We start from the raw sequence: 22,539 nt of genomic DNA, 5'->3' as shown, positions 1-22,539 counted from the left end.
GTAAGTATGAAAATTTTAAAACTTAAACCTTATTTTTCAAAAAAAATTTGAGGTGGAAATAGATTAAAAGAATTTGGCTTTGATATAAAAGATAATCAAAACATTGGTGAAGCTTGAATAATTTCAGCTCATGAAAACGGAATGAGTTATGTAATTAGTGATGATCAATATAATAATTTAAGTTTAAAAGAATTATTTGAAAATCACAAACACCTTTTTAATAACTATAAAGGTTGTTATCCATTATTAGTAAAAATTATTACAGCTAGTGATTATTTATCAGTTCAAGTACATCCTGATGATAATTATGCTTTAAAAAATCACAACCAATTAGGTAAACCTGAAAGTTGATATGTAATTGATGCTAATAAAGATGCAGAATTAATTTATGGACATACAGCTAAAAATAAAAATCAATTAATTGATTTAGTTAATCAAAACAAATGAGATCAATTATTAAAAAAAGTTCAAGTTAAACCAAATGATTTTTTATATGTAGCTCCTGGTAAAGTTCATGCAATCTCACCTAATTTAGTAATTTATGAACTACAAAGATCTAGTGATATTACTTATAGATTTTATGATTATAATAGAATTGATAAAACTACAAATAAACCTAGACCATTAGATATTTTTAATTCAATAGAGTGCACAATAACTCCAGATATAAATGATCACATTATTCATAATGCTAATAATAAAGTATTTTCATCAGATTATTTTTCATTATATGTTTTAGAATGTGATGATTTAAAAGAATTTGAAGTAGATGAAAAATGTGATTGATTACAATTAACAATTATTAATGGATCCGGTTATATTAATGATGTGTATTTTAAACAAGGTGAATCAGCAATTACTATTAATGGAATTGACAAACTAATAGTTAAAGGAAAAATTAAGATTATAATATCTTGAATTAAAAATAATGACTAATTTACATCCTAGTTGAAATAAACTATTTACTGATTTAAATTTATTTGATCAAATTAATAATTTAATGAATAAAGCTTATAGTAGTAATGATATAGTTTTTCCAAAACAAAAAGATGTTTTAAACTTATTTAAATTAAGTGATTTAAATAATATTAAAGTAGTAATTATAGGTCAAGATCCATATCATGATTTTAATCAAGCTAATGGAATTGCTTTTAGTAGTAATGCTTTAAAAACTCCACCTAGTTTAAAAAACATTTTTAACGAACTTTATTCTGATTTAAATATTGACCATTTTAATAATAATGATTTAACAAATTGAGTAACACAAGGAGTGTTTTTAATAAATACTTGTTGAACTGTAATTGCTCATAAACCAAATTCTCATAATAATTTAGGATGACAAAAAATTACTAAAAAAATTTTAGAACAAATTATATTACATAATCAAAATGTAATTTTTTGTTTATGAGGTAATTTTGCTATTAAAATGTATGATTCTTTATTAGTTAAGTCTAATTTTGTTATTAAATCAGCTCATCCATCACCACTAAGTTACAAAGGTTTTGAAGATACTAAACCTTTTAGTCAAATTAATAATTTATTAATTAACTTAAATTTAGAGCCTATTAACTGAAGTCTTTAAAAAGTTGCAATATTAGTTTATATCTAATTAATCATATAAAATAATATAGATAGATTAGAAAGAAGACAACTAATGAAAAAAGTTAAAGATATTAATATAGAAGATCATTTAATCGATACTATTTTAAGAATTGAAAGAGTTATAGTTTCAACAGGAAGTAGTGGAAATAATTATTTAATATTACATTTAGCTGATAGTACAGGTAGAATTGAAGCTAGAAAATGAGTAGTTAATGAAAAAGACAAACAGTTATTAAAACCAAATACTATTGTTTTATTAAAAGATACTATTGTTCATGAATATAGAAACATATTACAATTAAAAGTTGAAGATTATCAAGTAATTGATGAAAAAGATTTATTAAAGTATCATTTAAATAAAACCGATTTATATATAACTGCTCCTTTAGATATTAAAACTAGTTATTTAGAATTAATTAGTCTTTTAAATAGTATTAATAATCAGACTTATAAAACTATTACACTTAATTTAATAGAAAAATATAAAAAAGAGTTTTTAACTTTTCCTGCAGCTATGAGTATTCATCACAATGTTACTAGTGGGTTGTTTTGACATAGCTATACTCTTGTAAAAAACGTTTTGAGTTTAAAAGAAAACTATTTTTATGCAAATATTGATTGAGATTTATTAATATGTGGAGCAATTCTACATGATATTGGTAAAGTAATTGAAATTAGTGATGTTAATGGTAGTGATTATAGTTTAGAAGGAAAGCTATTAGGTCATATTTCAATAGGAAATGCTGAAATCAATAAACTAGCAGATAAACTAAATTTATATAAAGATCAAAATAATAAAATTAATAAAGAAATTACTTTACTACAACATATGATTTTAGCTAGTCACGGTAAAAAAGAATTTGGTTCCCCGATCGAACCAGTACTAATTGAAGCAGTAATTTTATCAGCTTTAGATGATTTAGATGCTAAAGTTTATAAAATTAATGATGAATTATCAAAAATAGAAATAGATAATTGAACTCAAAAAATAATCAGTATTGATAATAAAATGTTTTATAAACATAAAAAATAGAAGCAAAAGCTTCTATTTTTTGTAATTTATTATTTAACTATTTTATTAAAAGTATTTTCTAGTTCATCAATATCAACAATTTCAGCTTTTAATAAAAAGCCTTTGTCTTTTTCATATTTTGGCATTATATGTTCATGATAATGTAATACAGTTTGTCCTGAAATAGCTTGTTCATTTGACAAATAATTAAATCCTGCTGGATTTAATTTTTCTTTTAATAAGTTAACTAAATGTTTTTTAGCTAAAATTACTTCTTGTAAATATTTATCATCACAAGCACTAAAGTTTTCAAAATGTTTTTTTGGAATGACTAGTAAATGACCATTACTTACAGGTCTTACATCTAAAAAACTATATACATATTCATTTTCATAAATTTTATATGATGGAATTTCTTGATTAATAATTTTACAAAATAAACAATCCATAATTAGTCTAATGTAGGTTTTTCACTTTCTATATATTTTGAAATCTCATCAAATAGAGATTTGTAATAAATTCCATCAGTGTATAAATAAGCACTATATAGTTCAGTTTTAGCAGCATTTTGTACATCAGGATTTTTAGCTGTAATTGCTTCTAATTGATCTAATAACACTTGTTTTTTAGCTTCTGATAAATCTTGAATATCATTTGATTTTTTAGGATCATTGTTTCAAATATAAGCATCATTTTGTTTATCTTTGATATTATCGTAATTTTTTAGATTGATATCATAAGTGATGTTTGCATCCATATTTTTATTAAATAGTAGTTTATTAAAATCAGAAGTTTTTGATAATTTATAGGTAAAGTCTAATGATTTTTTATTCTTTTTTTCAAGTTTTTTTAATGTAATAGTTTTAGTTGTACCATCTGAATAAGTTACTTGAATATTTGCAGTTTCTTTGTTATTTTTTAATAAAGCGTATCATGTATCATTCTTATTAGCTAATAACACATCATCGCCACTTTTTGAATCAACCTTTTTAATACTCATATTATTAAAGTAACGTTCATTAATTGAATATTTTTCATTTAGATTCATTCATGTGTTTTGAATAATAGGTAATTCATAATTATTATTTTGAGATGTTCCTGATCCACCACTACCATTTGTTGATGTTTTTTTTATTTGAACATCATTTGTTGAAAACAAGTCATTTAAATAAATAGGTAATACAAATACATAATCTACATTTCCACTTATTTCTGAATTAAATCCTCTATTATTATTAGTTAATAATGATGGTACATTTACTTTTGCCACAGCTTTCTTAGCATCTTCAGTTATTTTTAAATCACCACTCAGACTTTCAATGCTATTATCTTTATTTTTTACAAATCCATTAAATCCACTTATTGAAAATAAGGAATCTGTTCCCTGTTTGCTTTCGTTATTTATTTTTGTTGATTTTATTTGATCAAAAACTTTTTTTAGTGTCTTATTATCTTTATCTTTTAAAGAACCATCAGAATAAACATATTCTTGGATTTTATCGTTTACTTGTGATATTTTTTGTTGATCTAGTGAAAAAGCTCATACCATTTTAAGGTTTGAAGTGGTTCTTTCTACTTGTGAATAATTGGATTGAATATCACTAACTAATTTACTTACATTATTTAAAATTATTTTTTTATTTGAAGCTGATTTATTATCTTGTTTATCTATATATAGATTTGAGTCGATATAGGCATGCCCCAATAAATCGCTAAACGATTTAGATTCTAATTTAGTTTTAAAATAATACATAAATCTATATTGCATAATTTCTTGACCATCAGTCTCAAATTTACTATTAGAATTTTTATATCATTCTATTTTCTTATCACCACTACCGTTTGTACTTTTACCTTTATCATCAACGGACACAGTCTTATTAATATAATCTTGATCTTTAGGTGAACTTAACTTAGCGATTCTAAAATTTTTCTTATCAGATTCGGTTAATAGACTAATACTTGGAAGTTGAGGAACACCGGGCACTTTACTTTCTAGAGTGTCAAATTCACCCGTTGTTTGTCATCTTAATCAGTTTGAAGTAGAGCCCCCGTTTGATCCACCACCATTGCTTGTGTTATTAGATTTATAGTAAATTGCATATGTGGTAGTATCTTTCTTACCATTTTTTGGATCTAAATTATATGGATTTAATGGGTAATTAGCACTATACTCTAGATCAACATTATCTGAATGTTCTTCGGAAGCTCTTTTTGATGTATAGTCAGCAAATAATTTAATAGTTGATAGATTTTTTAAGACTTTCTGAGATTTTTCATCACCTTGTTCTTTTGTTTTTGATATTTCTAACCCAAATTTTCTAGATAAATTATGTAAATTATCTGAATATTTGTTTTTTGAAATAGTTTCATTAATCATATCTAAAACTAATGATTTGTAATCTAGTTTAGAAAATTGTTCACCAGTTGTAAAGTTAAAGTCATTGGTTAATTTTAATCTGCTAATTATCTTTTGAGCTAATTCATCAGTAATAGAAGGTTTATCAAATTTTTCATTTTTAGTACTACATGCTATTGCTGTAACCATTGTTCCAGCAGATAAACAAATAGAACCTAATATTGTTAATAATTTTTTCATTATGCATCACCTCTAACTCTAGAATCACCGGTAGATGATGATCCATTACTATTTTTCTGTGCTTTTACTTCCGGATTAAAAATTTCTGACTGTAAAAGATTGTCATATCTTTTTTTCTTGCTATCATTCATAGAATTTAGATCTATAACTTGATCTGGAATAAATCTCTTATCTAGCGAAGCGTCTTTTGAATATTTCTTATAATTTTCTTTAACTTTATTTACTCATTTTTGGTTTGATTGTTGCAATTTTCTAATAGCTGATACTTTTAAGTTTTTTGCTTGATGTAAAAATATTTTTTCAATTTCATCATTATCAGTTTTATTATCAGTTGTTACTATCACACTTAATAAACTACCTGACAAAGCTTTACCTTTATCTTTCAATATTTTTGTAAATAATTCAACTAATCAATTAGATTGTAGTGAAGCATTATTACCAGACTGTATAGATTTTGATACTTCACTTAGAATATCGATATTATAAAATGACTTAGTCTTAGAAGCATCAATTAATGAAGTATTTATTAGGAATCTTTCATAATCATTTTTGATATTCTTGTTTAATAAACTAATATCTACACCAAGATTTTTAACAGAATTTGCATAATCTAAATCTTTTTTTGTTCAATCTCATTTTGAGCCATTAGATTGTCCAGATGATGAAGTAGACATACTTGTTGAGGTTGTACTAATTTGAAGAGTTGAATTTATTAGATATGGAACTAAAACACTAGCATTAGGTGAAGAATATAAAGATCTGATTTGTTTTAGAACAGCAGTTTGTTTAATATACTCATTAAGATTTTGTTGTTGATCAATTGATGATGATAGAGATTCATTGTTGGCTTTATTATTAATTAGTTTATATCCGTCAATTTTAGTGATGTGTAATCCATCTCCGTCAATGAATGCTATTATCCCTTCATCTTTGTTTAATGTAGTGTAAATATTTGAATTTTTATTTTCTCCATTTTCGCTAGTTGAAGTTGTGCTAGAAGATGATGATGAACTAGAACCAGAAGATGATGTTCCAGAACTACTATTTTTTTGATTAATCTTTTTAAATAGCTCTGCTAGATTATAAATAGTTAATCTTGCAGCATCTTTTGAATGTTTTTTGTCCTGGGTTTGCTTTATAGCGCTATCTATTTTACTTGCCTCGTCATTTGACAAACCACCATCTATTAGTGCTTGTTTAAATTCTTGTGATTCTAAATTTTTATTAACTGATGATTCTTCTTTTCAACTTCAAGTATTTTCTTTTTTATCATTACTTGTTAGAAAATCATAAATAGAAAATTTAACTGTATCTGAGTAAGTGGTGTCGCTAAGTGTAAGTAATTTACCACTTGCATTGATTTTATGGTGATCGTTTTTAGTATCTCACTCAGTTCAATTTTTATAATCAGTTGAGCTATTAGTGCTTGTGTTTGCTTTTATTTTGGCTTCTTCTCCCCTAAAGATTGTGTCAAATTTAGAAAGACCAGCTGTATATGTTTCTTTTTCTTTATCATCATTAGATACATAGGTTTGTAAAACTGATTGAATTCCTTGAAATCTTTCGATTAATTTAGTGGTCAAATCTTGTCCTGAAGATTCAGTTGGTATTAATGCTTTTAATGATAAATTTTTTTCAATATCTGTTGCTGTTTTATTGTTTGCGAATTTAAAAATTAAATCAGAAAAAATAACAGGTTTTTCAGAATTAAAGTAATTATTTATAGCATATTTTTGTGAGTTAGAAATAGCACCATATTCACCCTTAATGGGGTCCACCTTTAAGTCACCATTTTCTAAAAGAGGAATTTCTTTCACTATTTCTGTTCAAGATGAAGGTTTTTGATTATTATAGTTTATAAAGTTTTTTGGTCCATTTTGCGAATTATAATTGTAGGAAACATTTCATTCACTAAAGGCAACAGAACCCCTTTGTGCATTAGATGAAACTCTATTTAAAATTTCCTTAATTCATTCTTCACCTTTTTTGCCACTCCCGCTATTAGTACCAGAAATTTTGTTCTTAACATCTTTTGAAGAGCTATAAGTAATTATTAAATTATCATTCTGTTGACTTCCAGCTCCTCCATTTGAACTACTAGTTGCACTTTGATTATTAATTCCACCTAGACCATTAACCATATTAGTAAAAGTAACTATTTTAGCATCATTTCAGTTACTGTTAGCTTTATCAAAAGCATCTTTAATAGCTTTAGCTAATTCATCAAGATTTTTCTTTCCAGGATATGCATTAGCAAAATTATTAGTTAAAGTTTTTCAATCTAAATTAGTTGTTTGAATTCCTTTTTGTCACATAGAATCAGCAACTGTTGAATTAAACATCAAAAGATTTTTTAATTTAATAAAAGCATTATTTGAACTATCATTTAAAATAAAGTTTGACTTATAAGCATTTTCTAAATCAGTAAGATTTTTTTTAACTCCAGGAAAAGTTTCTTCTAAGTGCTTTTTTCAACCTTTAGGATTATTTTTATATTTATTATTTTTTAAATCATTTAAACTTTTATTTGCTAAACCATATAAAGTAGCTGTATCAGTACTATTTTTATTTCCTAATAAACCTTCAATTTGTTTATTAACACTTGAATCTCACCCATCTTCATTTTTTGTTGGTAAATGTAGTTTTTTATCTCTAATTGCTAGTAAAATTCCAGCTGCTAATAAATTATTAGTTTTATTAATAAGTTCTTGGTTATTTGAACTAATTCCGTTTCATTTTTTATTTCATTCTAATAAACTTTTTGAATCAATTCTAATATTTCCAAAATTAGTTAAAAAAAGTGAATTTTCATTTTTTACTTGTCCAGTTTTACAACTAATAGCTAAAACACTTGATGATGCAACTAAGGTTATAGCACTAATTCAAGTTAAAAGCTTTTTCACTAATATCATCCTTTCTGTTGTTTTTAAAATGTGTTAAAAAACACCTTTTTAAAAGCAAATATACTAATTAATTATAACTTAATTTAAAATAATTACTTACAAATATCGTTTAGTTGTAGTACTTGTAAAATTAAACATCATTTACTTATCAATAAAAAAATTGAAAATTATATAATTATAAATAAAAAGGAGATGAGATAAGTGAATGATAGATTTACTAAAATAAGACAACAGTTTCCTTTATTAAAAAATCATCCTAATTTAATTTATTTTGATAATGGAGCTACAACTTTAAAACCAAATTCTGTAATTAATGCTGAAATCGATTATTTAAAAAATATTTCAACAAATCCACACTCAAGTGATTATAAAATTGCTTTTCAAGCACTTGAGATTTTAAATGACACAAGAATAACTGTAAAACAATTTATTAATGCAAATAAAGAAAGTGAAATTGTTTTTACATCAGGAACTACACAATCTATTAATATGATAGCTAAAGGTTTAGTTAATTTAATTAATCAAGATGATGAAATTTTAATTACTAGTTTAGAACATTCTTCAAATTTAGTTCCTTGGATTTGATTAAAAAACAAAACTAATTCTATTATTAAAAATTTAAAATTAACTGATGAATTTGGTATTGATCTTAACCAGTTAGAAAAACTAATTACTAATAAAACTAAAATAGTTAGCTTTGCTCATATTTCAAATACAACAGGCTATATTAATGATGTAAAACAAATAATTAAAAAAATAAGATCAATTAATAAAGATGTTATTATTGTAGTTGATGTTGCTCAATCCATTGCTCATTTTAAAGTTGATGTAAAAGATTGAGATGTAGATTTTATTGCTTTTTCAGCTCACAAAATGTATGGACCTTTTGGAGTTGGAATTTTATATGGTAAATATGAATTATTAGATAAACTAGAACCACTTAATTTAGGAGGTGGTAGTAGTTTAGCTATTAGTAAAAATTTTACTAGTTATACTTTAAAAACTTTACCAGAAAAACTAGAAGCTGGAACTTTAAATATTTCAGGAATTTGTGCTTTTAAAAAAGCAATTGAGTTTATTTTAAATATTGGTATTAATAATATACATTTATATGAAATTGAATTAAAAAAATATGTTGTTAAACAAATTAAAAAGAATAATTTAGAAAACAAAATTACTTTTTATAATTTAAATAATGATTCTCCTTTATTATTATTTAATGTTAATCAAATTAATGCTCAAGACATTTCTAGTTTTTTAGATGTTAAATATAATATAACTAGTAGATCTGGAGCACATTGTGTTAGAAGATTAGAAGATGTAATTCATATAAAAAGTGCATTAAGAATTAGTTTTGCAATTTATAATACAACTGATGAAATTGATAAATTAATTGATGCATTAAAAAACACAGATAAATTTTTAGATATATACTTTTAAATATGATAGATATAAATAACGATTCTTTATTAAGAAAAATAATAATAAAACACTTTTTAAATCCAGAAAATAAAACTTTAACAAATAATAAAAATGCAATTATAAAAGAATTAAAGTCTCAAACTTGTGCAGATCAATTAATTATTGAAATATTAATAGAAAATAAAATTATTAAATCAATGAAATTTGACGGTTCAGCTTGTGCAATAGCTACAAGTTCAATTGATTTATTAATTAATAATTTATTAAACTTAGATATTAAAAAAGCAATTGAACTTATAAAAAACTATCAAAACTTTTTATTAACTGGAACTTTAATAAATATTGATCAATTAAATGAATTAGTTGTAATGAAAAATATACATAAACAAAAAAACCGTATTTTATGTGCTAGTTTAGCTTTAAATGATCTTTTAGAAATTTTAAATAAAGATGAATAAATCTATATTAAGAAAACAATTACTAGAAAAAAGAAAAAACTTTGATTCTAATTATATAACTACTAGTAACTTATTAATTACAAATAAAGTAATTAATTTTATTAAAAAAAATAAGTTCAAACAAATTTGTATTTACTTATCAACTAAATATGAAGCTGATACTAAAAAGATTATTAGTTGGTGTATAGAAAATAATATTTTAGTATTTGTTCCAAAAGTACTAAATGATAATAACATGAATATGGTTTTATTAAATAATAGTTCTTTAACTAATTTAAACAAGTTTAATATTTATGAACCAATTAGTAATATTAATGCTAGCTTAGAACAAATAGATTGTATTTTTACTCCACTAGTTGGATTTGATGAAAAACTTAATAGAATAGGAATGGGTAAAGGGTTTTATGATAAATTCTTTAGTTTAAATTCTTATAATTATTTAAAAGTTGGCATTTGTTTTGATAAACAAAAAACAACACAAATAATTATTGATGATAATGATATTAAACTAGATTGCATTATTACTGAAAAACAACTATTATTTATAAATAAAAACTAAATTAAAAAAAGGAGTTAGTATGAAATATCAAATTAAAGATAATCTTTTTAAAGCTATTAATAATGAGTGATTAGAAAAAACAGAAATTCCAAATGATCGTACTTCAATAGGAGAGTGTGTTGAACTAGATATTAAAAATGAACTAATTGTTAAAAAAATTGTTAAAAATTTAGTAAAAAAACAAGAAAATGGTTTATTAAAAGATATCAATTTAATTAACTTTACTAAGTTTTATGCTTTAACTAGTGATTTTAAAACAAGAAATAAAAACAATATTGAACCATTAAAAAAATATGTCTTTGAAATTTTACAAATTAATGATCTTAATGATTTAAACACACTATATACTAAATTCATTTATAGAAATTATTTATTACCAATTAATTTTGATATTTCTAATGACTATATTGATTCAAGTATTAAAACACTTTATTTAACAATTGCTTCTCACATATTACCAGATAAAAGTCATTATGAAGATAAACAAAAAAAGACTATGTTTTATTCAAAATTTAAATTAATGGTAAAAAAATTGCTAACACCTTATTTTGATGATTTAAAAAAAGTTGATCTAATTATTAAACAAACATTAAAATTTGATCAAATTATTGCTAAATACTCATTAAGTTCACTAGAAAAAGTGCGCTATAATGAGTTGTACAAACCTTATAAGTACTCAAAAATTGTTAATAAATCTAAATATTTAGATTTAAATAATATTATTAGTAATTTAATTGATAAAAAAGTTGATCAAATAATTTTTACAGATGATCATTTTGCTAATAATCTTGATAAAATTTTTAACTCTAAAAATCTTGATTTAATCAAATCATGATTAATAGTAATGTTAGTTACTCGTTTTTCTAAATATTTAGATGAAAAAACAAGAACATTAGCTAGCAAATATTCTTTATTTATAAGTGGACAAAACAAAGTTAAAAATAAAGAAAAACATGCCTTAAATTTAGCTTTAGATTATTTTTCTATGCCAATAGGTTTATATTATGGTCAAAAATATTTAGGTTCAAAAGCTAAAAAAGATGTTGAAAATATGGTGTTTCATATGATTGAAATTTATAAACAAAGATTACAATCTAATACTTGATTAAGTAAACAAACTATTGATAAAGCATTGTTAAAATTAAATACACTAGGAGTTCATATCGGATATCCAAGTGAAATTGAACCTTGTTATGCTAACTTAGTGACAAATTCAGAATCATTAATTGATACTGTTTTTAGTTTTAATCAAATAATTAGTAAATATGTTTTTAGTGAATATAAAAAACCAATTAATAAAAACTATTGAAGTATGTCACCATATCAAGTTAATGCATATTATCATCCTATGTATAATCACATCGTTTTTCCTGCAGGAATTTTACAAGGTTCATTTTATTCAATTAACCATTCAACATCACAAAATTATGGAGGAATTGGGGCTGTAATTGCTCATGAAATTTCTCATGCATTTGATAATAATGGTGCTAATTTTGATGAAAATGGTAATTTAAAAATGTGATGAACAGAAGAAGATTTTGCTAAGTTTAATCAAAAAACTAAAGCTATGATTGATCTTTTTGATAATAAACCAACTGATTTTGGTAAATGTAATGGAGCTTTAACTGTTAGTGAAAATATTGCAGATGCTGGTGGAATTAGTTGTGCTTTACAAGCAGCAAAACAAGAAAAAGACTATAATGGTAAAGAATTTTTTATTAATTGAGCAAAAATCTGAAAATCTAAATATAAAGAGCAAACTGCTTTAAGATTATTAGAAACTGATCCACATGCTCCAACTGAATTAAGAGCAAATATTCAAGCTGCTAATCAAGAAGAATTTATTAAAGTGTTTAATATTACTCCAGAAGATAAAATGTATATTGATCCAGAAAAAAGAGTAAAAATTTGATAATAAGTGTTAAAAAAATAATACTAATTGTTTTAAATTTTTATTTTTTATTCTATTTTTTAATTTGTTATAAGCTTTATAATTTTTTAAAAATTTTATTTTAAAAACTATATTTAATTAATTAAATCTTAAATTTAATAATTATAATTAGTAATTTTTTATATTTATCATCTTGTTTTTTAACTAAGTTAAAATTGATTGAATTAAATTAGATTGTATTATTACTGAAAAACAAATTTATTAGTAAAATATTAAAGTAAAAGGAGTAATATGATTAAAGTAAATTTAGATCATGCAGATATTAATATAAATAAGGTTGCAGATCTTAATAAGATAAAAGAAATTCATCAAATGATTTTTAATAAAACAGGAAAAGGTAATGATTTTTTAGGTTGACTAAATTGACCAGTTGATTTTAATAAAACTGAATATGAACAAATGAAACAAGTTGCTAGTGATTTAAAAAATCAAATTGAAGTTTTAGTTGTTATTGGAATTGGTGGATCTTATTTAGGGTGTAGAGCTGCTGATGAAATGATTCGTGGATTATATCATCAAAATAAAGTAGAATTAATATATACAGGTAACACAATGTCTTCAACTTATATTTATCAAGTGGTTGAATATTTAAAAAATAAAAATTTTGGAATTTGTGTTATTTCAAAATCAGGAACTACTACTGAACCTGGAATCAGTTTTAGAGTTTTTGAAAAATTATTAGTAGATAAAGTTGGATTAAAAAAAGCTAAAAGTTTAATAGTTGCAATAACAGATAAAAATAAAGGTGCTTTAAAACAATTAGCAGAAAAAAAAGGATATCAAACTTTTGTAATTCCAAATGATATTGGTGGAAGGTTTTCAGTTTTAACTCCAGTTGGAATTTTTCCTTTACTAGTTAGTGGAATTAATACTGATAAAATTTTTCAAGGTGCTTTAAAAGCCAAAAATGATTTAATTAATGATGATTTATCGAATCAAGCTTATAAATATGCTGTAGTTAGAAATTATTTATACAATCAAGGATATAAAACTGAAGCTTTGATTAGTTATGAATTACAATTACAAATGCTAACTGAATGATGAAAACAATTATTTGGTGAATCTGAAGGAAAAGAAAATAAAGGTTTATTACCAAGTTCAATGATTTTTTCAACAGATTTACATTCACTAGGTCAATGAGTTCAAGAAGGACCTAGAAATGTGATGTTTGAAACAATTATTAAGATTGAAAAGCCAAATTATGATTTAAATGTTCCAATTGATGAAGATAATTATGATGGATTAAATTATTTAACAAAAAATTCATTTCATCAAATCAATCAAACTGCTTTAAAAGGAGTAATTCAAGCACACTCAGTTACTGGTAAAATGCCAAACATTGTTTTAGAATTTGAAAAAATGGATGACGAACAATTTGGATATTTGGTTTACTTTTTTGAATTAGCTTTAGCTATGAGTGCTTATTTATTAGATGTTAATCCATTTAATCAACCTGGAGTTGAAGTTTATAAATACAATATGTTTAAGCCGTTAAACAAACCTGGAATTAAATAAGGAAGGGATTTTATTAAGATAAATTATGATAAAACAAAATAAAAAACTAGATGACACATATAAAGCAGGCTTAATTTTAATAATTATAGGATGCAGTTTTACATTACTATGAGCATTAATTGGATTTTTTAGTATAATTGCTGGAAGTCTTGCTGCTAGTTCTATTACTAGTAGTTATCCAACCGATCCTAACATTGATATAGTTAAAACTAGTATAACTACTGCTATTATAGGTGTTAATATTATAGTTATCATAGCTTCAATACCTGCATTAATTACATTACTATTTGCGATTAAATCATTAAAATATCAAACTTATAAATATAAATTAGTTTGTGGAATTATGGGAATTTTATTTGGTTTTTTACTTGGTATTATTGGTGGGATTTGTTTATTAGTAACAAATAACAAAGATGAAGAAGAAATCATTATTAAAAATAAAAATGATGATGATCAGATAACTTTAAAATAATAGCTATAAATTTTAAAAAAAAGAAAAGAGTAAGTTAAAATGATAGATAATAAGACATTAAAGTGATTAAGTGAAAAACAAGTAATATTAGATCAATTTATTCAAAATAAATGAAACTTTAAAAATGATAAAACTTTATTAGATAAAAAAATTACAGCTTTTTTAGTAGAACTTGGTGAATATGCTAATGAAGAAAGAAGTTTTAAATATTGATCTAATAAAAAGCCATCAGATTTAGAAATTCAATTAGATGAATATATTGATGGGATTCATTTTATCATTAGTGTTGGAAATCAAATAAACTATAATTTTGAACAATTTGATTATAATTTTTTAAATAAAGATTCTATTATTGATATTTATTTTGAAATTATTAGTTGTTTAAATAGTTTTATTAAGGATAATAATAATATAAACTACTCTAAATTATTAAATGCATTTTTAAATATTTGCAAGATTAAAAATTATAATCAAGATCAAATTATTGATGCATATAATATTAAAAATGAAATTAATTTTCAAAGACAAAACAATAATTATTAATAAATAGGAAGAATTTATGGAAGTCATTAGCTCGGTCTCTAACCCAAAAATAAAAGAGATATTAAAATTAAAAGATAGAAAGCATAGAAATAAACAAAAACTTTTTATAGTTGAAGGTTTTCATATGATTATGGAAGCTTATAATGATCAGATTATAAAAACATTACTAGGTACTAGTAAAGCTTTAGAAGTGTTAAAAGATGAAATCCCAAACATAGAACAAGTAATTGAGATTTCAGAAAATGTTGCTAAAAAAATTAGTGATACAGTAACAAGTCAACAGATTTTTGCAATTTGTAGTATGCCTGAAAATACTAAAATTGATTTTGAAAACAATATTTTGTTATTAGATCAAATTCAAGATCCAGGCAATTTGGGAACACTAATTAGAAGTGCTGCTAGCTTTAATTTTAAAACAGTGATTGCTTCACCAAATAGTGTGAATTTTCATAACCAAAAAGTTTTAAGATCAACTCAAGGTAATTTATTTCAAGTTAATTTAGTTAATGAATATTTAGTCAAAGTGATTAACCAATTACATGATAATAACTATATTATTATTGGAACTTCACTTCATGATGATAGTAAACCTTTAAGTAAAGTGAAATTTGATTCAGATGATAAATATGCATTAATTATTGGAAATGAAGGTAAAGGAATTTCACCAGAATTATTAGATTTAATAGATTTAAATATTAATATTGAAATGGCTGAAAATGTTGATAGTATTAATGCAGCTGTTGCTGGATCTATTATTATGTATCAAATTAATAATGCTAAATAGTTTATTAATAATTAGAATAAGTTCGATTATTGTCGAACTTTTTTTATTATTTTTTTTTACATATTTTTAAATAAAATTTATTTCAAAAATTGAAAAATATTGCTTATTAAAATTAAGTTAAAAAAATATTATTTTTATATAATAGAATATAAGCAAAGGAGAAAAAATATGTACAAATTTAAAGCACTTTTAGATGGTAAACTATTTGATAATAACAAAGAATTAGAAATTATTAATCCTGTCGATTTTAGCGCTGCTGGAAAAGTTGTAAGTTTAACTAAACAAGATATTAATGATGCATTTTTAGCAGCAAAAACTAGTCAAAAAGCTTGAGAAAACACTGATTTAGAAAAAAGAATCACTATTTTAGATAAATGAAAACAATTAATTGATCAAAATAAAGAAGAACTAGCACAAATTATTATGAGTGAAACAGCTAAACCTTATAAAGATTGTTTAACTGAAGTAATTAGAAGTGTTGAATATATTGATCAAACTTTTTATGAAGTTAGAAATTTAAAAACTTTAATTATTGATGGATCTAAATATGGAGCTAAAAATAAAATCGGAACTTTTATGAGAGTTGCAAAAGGAGTAGGAGTTGCAATTAGTCCATTTAATTATCCAATTAATTTAGCTGTTTCAAAAATTTTTCCTTGTTTAGTAACAGGAAATACTATTGTATTTAAACCCGCTACTCAAGGAAGCTTAATTGGTGCAAAACTAGGTGAATTGGCATATCAAGCTAATTTACCAAAAGGAATTTTTAATGTTGTTACTGGTAGAGGAAGAGAAATTGGTGATGATATTGTTACAAATAAATTAGCTGATTTTGTTTCTTTTACTGGAAGTGTTGAAACTGGAAAACATTTATTAGAAATCTCATCAACAAAAGATGTAGTTTTAGAATTAGGTGGAAAAGATCCTGCTATTGTTTTAGATGATTTAGATTTAGAAAAGTATGCAAAAGAAATTATTAGTGGTGCTTTTAGTTATTCAGGTCAAAGATGTACAGCTATTAAAAGAGTAATTATAACTGATAAAATAGCAGATCAATTAATTCCGCTTTTAAAAGAAAAAATTAGTAAATTAACTATTGGTTTACCAAAAGATAATTGTGATATTACTCCTTTAATTGATCAAAAAACAGCTGATTTTGTATATAGTTTAATTGATGATGCAAAGCAAAAAGGTGCTAGAGTAATAATTGGTGACAAACAAGAAAAAAATTTAATTTATCCAACTTTAATAGATCATGTAACAAGTGATATGAGATTAGCTTGAGAAGAACCATTTGGACCAGTTCTACCAATTATAAGAGCAAATAGTGTTGATGAAATGATTGAATTAGCAAATAAATCTAATTTTGGATTGCAAGCTAGTGTTTATACTAAAAATCTAGATCAAGCTCTAACTGTTGCTAAAAAATTAGAAGTTGGAACAGTAAATATTAATGGAAAATCTCAACGTGGACCAGATGTTTTTCCATTTTTAGGAGTTAAAGATTCTGGATTTGGAGTACAAGGAATTGTTGATACCTTATTATTTTCAACTAGATATAAAGGAATAGTAATTAATAATTAGTATAATAGTTAAAAAATCCAAGTTTTCTAACTTGGATTTTTCTTTGTTTTTATGATTATTTTTTCTTGATTTCATGTCCACCAAAACTATTTCTTAAACTAGAAACAACTTTTGCTGAAAATGTATCTTCTAATTTACTTCTTTGACGCATAATTACAGATAATGCAATTACTGGAGCTGGTGTGTTTTGCTCTAAAGCTTGTTGAACAGTTCATAATCCTTCTCCATTCATATCAATTTGTCCAGTTAAATTTTCTAGTTTAGGATCATTTTTAAATGCATTAATCATTAATTCAATTAGTCAAGATCTAATAACACTTCCATTATTTCACATTAAACTAACGTTTTCTAAATCATATTCAAATTCTGAATTATTTAAAATTTCAAATCCTTCACCAATTGCTTGCATCATTCCATATTCAATTCCATTATGAACCATTTTACAAAAATGACCACTACCAACTTTTCCAGTGTGTAAAAAACCATTTTTCACACATAAAGATTTAAAAAAATCATTTAATGGTTCAATAGCTTTTATCTCAGCTCCAACCATCATACAAGCTCCATTTAAAGCGCCACTAATTCCACCACTAATTCCACAATCTATAAAATTAATGTTTCTAGATTTTGCTATTTCATATCTTTTTAATGAATCTTTATAAAATGAATTTCCTGAATCAATAATAGTATCACCTGCTGATAAATAAGATAAAACTTCATCAAAACAATCTTGAGTAATTTTTCCATTTGGTACTAATAGCATAATAACTCTTGGTGTTGGTAAATTTTGAACTAGTTCTAAAATACTATTTGCTGTTTGAATATCTTTTTGATTTAATTGTTGATACATCGATTTGTTTAAATCATATCCAATAGCTTCATAACCTTTATTTTTAATATTTTGAATCAAATTAAACCCCATTTTACCTAAACCAATTAATCCAATTTTTAACATTATTCTTCTCCTATTTTTAAACTTTTAAAAAACTTATAAATTTGATCAGTACTATTTAATTCATTTGTCATTTGTTCAACTTTTTTAATATCTTCAAATAAAATTGCTATAGTTTGTAGCATTTCTATTTGTTTATCATTTAATAAACTTAATCCAATAATTCAATTAACTGGTTCATTATCTCAGCTCATAGTTTTATTTAGTTTAACTATAACAATACCTTGATTTTTTATAAATTCTTGTCCTTGTATAGTTCCATGTGGGATTGCTAAATAATTACCAATAGCAACACTTGCTAATTGATCTCTTTGTTTTATAAAATCTATGTATTTATTATCTATATAGTTTAGTTCAACCATTTTTAAACCAACAAATTCTATAGCTTTATTTTTATTTTTAAAACTATCTACTATAAAAATACAATCTTTATTTTTTATCATTATTATCACTCTTTTTATTTTTTAATAATTCTTTTCTTATTGGATCATAAATATTTTGACCTAGAAATTTATCTACTCCAAAAACATAAGCATTAGGCGACTTTTCTTTAGCAAATTCAACAAAATTATTCATTGTAATAATTACATCTATATCATTTGTCAAGTCTTTAACAGCACAATTTGAAACATTTACTTGAATTTGATTATCTTTAACTCATTTTTTTAAAATTCCAGCAGCCATTGCACTTGAACCGACCCCAGCATCACAAGCAACAACAATTGTTTTTACTTTAGTTCAATCAAATTGAGTATTTTGTTTTTGTTCTTGATTTGAAAACTTAACTCCAAAATCTCCTACTTGAACATTCATAACTACATTATTATGTTTTTTCTTAATTAACATAATTATTGAAGCAATAATAAATGAAACAATTGCTCCTAAAAATACAGCTATTATATTAACAATAATTCTTTTAACTGTAACACTCATAGCAATAACTGAAATTAAACTACCAGGAGAAATTGCAGCAACAGCTCCACCACCAAATATTTTAACAATAGATAAACTTGTAAAGGCTCCACTAATTGTAGCTAGTACCATTATTGGTTCACTTAAAATATAAGCATAATGAACTTCATGAATTCCACCAATTAATTGAATAACACTAGCACCAGCAGCAGCTGCTCTTTGTTGTTTTCTTCAAATAACATAAGCAATTAATAACCCAAATCCAGGACCAGGATTACCACCAACCATAAAAAATGCACTAAATCCAGTTGTTTCAACTTCTTTTAACCCAATTGGAATTAATACTCCTCAATTTAAAGCATTATTTAAAAATACCGCTCTTAATGGTTCAGTAAAAATTGCCATAAATGGAAAAATTCAAGGTAATTTTGTAAATAAATTAATAATTGCAATCATTACATAACTAATACCATACATTATAAATGGCCAAATTCAAAATATACTTAACCCAAATATAATAGCTAATCCTGCCAAAGAAAAGTTTTTTACTAACATTTCATAACCAGGTCTAACACGATTAACATATATCAATTCAATTTTTTTAACAATAAAAACTAATAGAGGTGAAATAATCATCGCTCCAACTATTTGATTTGGTGGAGTAGTTTGACTTACAGTTGTTCCATTAGAACCAAAAGTTCAATCTTTCATTACAGTCTTATATAAAAAATCATTTCCTATAATTGCACAAACTATTAAAAAACCAGCTAACATGCCACCGCGTTTTTGATAAATCATATTACCAGCTGTATAAGCAATTAAAATGGGTATTAATCATTTCATAATAGGACCTACTAATTGACCAAAAGCTTCAAAATTAAATCAACCAATAGCAACTCACTTACCATCTACATATTTTCCTAAAAACATAGCTGTAATTAAACCTCAAGCAATTAAAATACTTACAGTTGGCATAATCATCCCAGCCATAAAACTTCCAATTTTTTGGATATGTTTTTTAACTTTATTTTTAGAAAATTTAGCATTTTGTACTAAAGAACTATCAATATCTGCTTTTGTTTTAAAAACACCTATTTTCTTTTTTAATTCCATTTTTATTTCTTCCTTTCAATATTTTTATAACAAAACTAAAGTTTGTATAAAACAAATTTGAAATAAAAAGTGTTTTTATTTTTTAATACTTATATAAAAAATAATTTGTTTAAAAATATTAGTTTATTTGTAAAATTGATATGATAATTTCTTAAACATTTAATTTTAATCGTTTTAGAATAAATATAATTATTATATGTAGAAGTACTTATAAAGGAGAAAATTAATGGCTGAAAATAAAAAATATGATGAATCAGCGATTCAAGTTTTAGAAGGACTAGAAGCAGTTAGAAAAAGACCTGGAATGTATATTGGATCAACTGATAATAAAGGATTACATCATTTAGTATGAGAAATAGTAGATAATGCCATTGATGAAGCTTTAGCTGGATATTGTACTCAAATTGATGTTACTTTAGAAAAAGATAACTCTATTACAATTAGTGATAATGGAAGAGGGATTCCAACTGGTATGCATAAAACTGGAAAATCAACTCCTGAAGTTATTTTTTCTATTTTACATGCTGGTGGTAAGTTTGATAGTACTGCTTATAAGTCAAGTGGTGGACTACATGGAGTTGGATCAAGTGTAACTAATGCTTTATCTAAAAGATTTAAAGCAACAATTTATCGTGATAAAAAAATTCATGAAATTGAATTTAAAAATGGTGGTAAATTAGAAAAACCATTAACTTTTATAGCAAATACTTATAAAACTGGAACAACTATTAATTTCCTACCAGATGATAGTATTTTTAGTAATACTAAATTTAATTTCTCACTAATTAGTGAAAGATTAAAAGAATCAGCCTTATTGAACTCAGGATTAAAAATTACTTTATCAGATTTAATTTCAAATAGATATGTTGAATATCAATTTGAAGATGGATTAGTTGAATTTATAAAAGAACTAGTTGATGATAAAAAAGTAATTACAGATATTATTACTATTAATAATGAAAGTAAAAATATTATTGCTGAAATTGCTTTACAATATACTGAAGATGATAATGAAATTATTTTAGGTTTTGCAAATAATGTTAAAACTAGTGATGGAGGAACTCATTTAGTTGGTTTTAAATCAGGTTTAATTAGAGCAATTAATGATTATGCAAAAGAACAAAAAATTTTAAAAGATAAAGCTAAATTAGATTCAAACGATTTAAGAGAAGGTTTAGTTGCTATTGTTACAGTTAAAATTCCTGAAAATCTAATTGAATATGAAGGGCAAACAAAATCAAAACTAGGAACTTCTGATGCAAAAACAGTTGTTGAACAAATTGTTTATGAGTTTATGAGTTATTGATTAATTGAAAATAAAGTTTTAGCAAATAAAATTATTGAAAATGCATTAAATGCTCAAAAAGCAAGAATAGCAGCAAAACAAGCAAGACAAGCAATTAAAAGTGTTAAAGGCAAAAAAAACATTAATAAATTAATGTTAGGAAAACTAACACCAGCTCAAGGTAAAAAAAGAGAAATAAATGAATTATATTTAGTTGAAGGAGATTCAGCTGGTGGTAGTGCTAAATCTGGAAGAGATCGTAATTTTCAAGCAATTTTACCTTTAAGAGGAAAAGTTATTAATTCAGAAAAAGCTAAATTAGTTGATTTATTAAAAAATGAAGAAATTCAGTCAATTATTAATGCGATTGGAACTGGTGTTGGAAAAGATTTTGATATTTCTGATATTAATTATGGGAAAATCATTATTATGACTGATGCTGATACTGATGGAGCACATATTCAAACTTTATTATTAACTTTTTTTTACAGACATATGAAAGATTTGATTGTTCATAAAAAAGTTTATATTGCTTTACCACCTTTATATAAAATTACTTTTAATGATAAAAGTTTTATTTATTTATGAGATGAAGAAGAATTAAATGAATTTAATAAAACTAATACTAAAAAATATGAGATTCAGCGTTACAAAGGATTAGGAGAAATGAATGCTGATCAATTATGACAAACAACAATGGATCCTAAAAATAGAAAAATTATTCAAGTAACAATAACTGATGGTTTATTAGCTGAAAGAATGTTTAAAACATTAATGGGTGATGATGTTGAAAAACGTAAATTATGAATTCAAGAAAATGTTAAATTTACTTTAGAAGATGATCAAATAAAAATTATAGAAATGGAAAAATAA

19 protein-coding genes are annotated in these 22,539 nt (G+C 24.0%); 13 read left to right on the top strand and 6 right to left on the bottom strand.

Translation table 4 applies throughout. The features are described from left to right. The first annotated feature begins 6 nt into the window (after nt 1-6). From MSB_RS02385 to MSB_RS02375, 3 genes are all read left to right on the top strand, one after another. The gene (locus MSB_RS02385; protein ID WP_013447779.1) at nt 7-936 is read left to right on the top strand and encodes a type I phosphomannose isomerase catalytic subunit; all 930 of its coding nucleotides are present in this window, start codon (nt 7-9) and stop codon (nt 934-936) included. Further along, nucleotides 929-1,582 carry a uracil-DNA glycosylase gene (locus MSB_RS02380; RefSeq protein ID WP_013447778.1) on the top strand — a complete coding sequence of 218 codons (654 nt, stop codon included), beginning with the start codon at nt 929-931 and terminating at the stop codon, nt 1,580-1,582. Before MSB_RS02385 ends, MSB_RS02380 begins: the two co-directional genes overlap by 8 nt. A 72-nt stretch (nt 1,583-1,654) precedes the next feature. Continuing rightward, the gene (locus MSB_RS02375; RefSeq protein ID WP_013447777.1) at nt 1,655-2,635 is read left to right on the top strand and encodes a 3'-5' exoribonuclease YhaM family protein; all 981 of its coding nucleotides are present in this window, start codon (nt 1,655-1,657) and stop codon (nt 2,633-2,635) included. 29 nt (nt 2,636-2,664) lie between these two features. Here the strand turns inward: MSB_RS02375 and MSB_RS02370 are convergent, their stop codons facing one another. The 3 genes from MSB_RS02370 to MSB_RS02360 are packed head-to-tail and all read right to left on the bottom strand — an operon-like array spanning nt 2,665 to nt 8,116. Beyond that, nucleotides 2,665-3,063, bottom strand: coding sequence for an HIT family protein (locus tag MSB_RS02370; protein ID WP_013447776.1), 399 nt, complete (start codon nt 3,061-3,063; stop codon nt 2,665-2,667). Nucleotides 3,064-3,065: 2 nt separating this feature from the next. Then, entirely contained in the window at nt 3,066-5,213 is a 2,148-nt protein-coding gene (locus tag MSB_RS02365; RefSeq protein ID WP_013447775.1) for a lipoprotein, read from the bottom strand. Beyond that, nucleotides 5,213-8,116 carry a lipoprotein gene (locus MSB_RS02360; protein ID WP_013447774.1) on the bottom strand — a complete coding sequence of 968 codons (2,904 nt, stop codon included), beginning with the start codon at nt 8,114-8,116 and terminating at the stop codon, nt 5,213-5,215. The genes MSB_RS02365 and MSB_RS02360 overlap by 1 nt, the downstream gene beginning before the upstream one ends. A 201-nt stretch (nt 8,117-8,317) precedes the next feature. Between MSB_RS02360 and MSB_RS02355 the strand changes: the two genes are divergently transcribed. From MSB_RS02355 to MSB_RS02315, 9 genes are all read left to right on the top strand, one after another. After that, nucleotides 8,318-9,556: an aminotransferase class V-fold PLP-dependent enzyme gene (locus MSB_RS02355; protein ID WP_013447773.1), complete on the top strand. Its 1,239-nt coding sequence runs from the start codon at nt 8,318-8,320 to the stop codon at nt 9,554-9,556. A 2-nt stretch (nt 9,557-9,558) separates the two neighbouring features. Further along, nucleotides 9,559-9,996: an iron-sulfur cluster assembly scaffold protein gene (locus MSB_RS02350; RefSeq protein WP_013447772.1), complete on the top strand. Its 438-nt coding sequence runs from the start codon at nt 9,559-9,561 to the stop codon at nt 9,994-9,996. Beyond that, nucleotides 9,989-10,555 (top strand): 5-formyltetrahydrofolate cyclo-ligase, encoded by a 567-nt coding sequence (locus MSB_RS02345; RefSeq protein ID WP_013447771.1) that lies wholly within the window; start codon nt 9,989-9,991, stop codon nt 10,553-10,555. The genes MSB_RS02350 and MSB_RS02345 overlap by 8 nt, the downstream gene beginning before the upstream one ends. 19 nt (nt 10,556-10,574) lie before the next feature. Further along, complete coding sequence (locus MSB_RS02340) at nt 10,575-12,470, top strand: M13 family metallopeptidase (protein WP_013447770.1); 1,896 nt, start codon at nt 10,575-10,577, stop codon at nt 12,468-12,470. Between the two features lie 267 nt (nt 12,471-12,737). Continuing rightward, entirely contained in the window at nt 12,738-14,021 is a 1,284-nt protein-coding gene (locus tag MSB_RS02335; protein ID WP_013447769.1) for a glucose-6-phosphate isomerase, read from the top strand. A 25-nt stretch (nt 14,022-14,046) separates the two neighbouring features. After that, nucleotides 14,047-14,493: a hypothetical protein gene (locus MSB_RS02330; protein WP_013447768.1), complete on the top strand. Its 447-nt coding sequence runs from the start codon at nt 14,047-14,049 to the stop codon at nt 14,491-14,493. A gap of 39 nt (nt 14,494-14,532) precedes the next feature. After that, nucleotides 14,533-15,036 carry a dUTP diphosphatase gene (locus MSB_RS02325; protein WP_013447767.1) on the top strand — a complete coding sequence of 168 codons (504 nt, stop codon included), beginning with the start codon at nt 14,533-14,535 and terminating at the stop codon, nt 15,034-15,036. A gap of 16 nt (nt 15,037-15,052) precedes the next feature. After that, complete coding sequence (locus MSB_RS02320) at nt 15,053-15,820, top strand: TrmH family RNA methyltransferase (RefSeq protein ID WP_013447766.1); 768 nt, start codon at nt 15,053-15,055, stop codon at nt 15,818-15,820. A 168-nt stretch (nt 15,821-15,988) separates the two neighbouring features. Then, complete coding sequence (locus MSB_RS02315; RefSeq protein ID WP_013447765.1) at nt 15,989-17,404, top strand: NADP-dependent glyceraldehyde-3-phosphate dehydrogenase; 1,416 nt, start codon at nt 15,989-15,991, stop codon at nt 17,402-17,404. A 55-nt stretch (nt 17,405-17,459) separates the two neighbouring features. Here the strand turns inward: MSB_RS02315 and gnd are convergent, their stop codons facing one another. The 3 genes from gnd to MSB_RS02300 are packed head-to-tail and all read right to left on the bottom strand — an operon-like array spanning nt 17,460 to nt 20,381. Continuing rightward, nucleotides 17,460-18,359, bottom strand: a complete 900-nt coding sequence (gene gnd / locus MSB_RS02310; protein WP_013447764.1) for a phosphogluconate dehydrogenase (NAD(+)-dependent, decarboxylating) — start codon at nt 18,357-18,359, stop codon at nt 17,460-17,462. Next, nucleotides 18,359-18,799: a PTS sugar transporter subunit IIA gene (locus MSB_RS02305; protein WP_013447763.1), complete on the bottom strand. Its 441-nt coding sequence runs from the start codon at nt 18,797-18,799 to the stop codon at nt 18,359-18,361. Before MSB_RS02305 ends, gnd begins: the two co-directional genes overlap by 1 nt. After that, nucleotides 18,786-20,381 (bottom strand): PTS mannitol transporter subunit IICB, encoded by a 1,596-nt coding sequence (locus MSB_RS02300; RefSeq protein ID WP_013447762.1) that lies wholly within the window; start codon nt 20,379-20,381, stop codon nt 18,786-18,788. Before MSB_RS02300 ends, MSB_RS02305 begins: the two co-directional genes overlap by 14 nt. A 226-nt stretch (nt 20,382-20,607) precedes the next feature. Between MSB_RS02300 and parE the strand changes: the two genes are divergently transcribed. Then, nucleotides 20,608-22,539: a DNA topoisomerase IV subunit B gene (gene parE, locus MSB_RS02295; RefSeq protein ID WP_013447761.1), complete on the top strand. Its 1,932-nt coding sequence runs from the start codon at nt 20,608-20,610 to the stop codon at nt 22,537-22,539.

The organism is Mycoplasma leachii PG50, assembly GCF_000183365.1.
Classification (GTDB): Bacteria; Bacillota_I; Bacilli_A; order Mycoplasmatales; family Mycoplasmataceae; genus Mycoplasma; species Mycoplasma leachii.
This window is presented reverse-complemented; position numbering and strand designations above follow the sequence as displayed.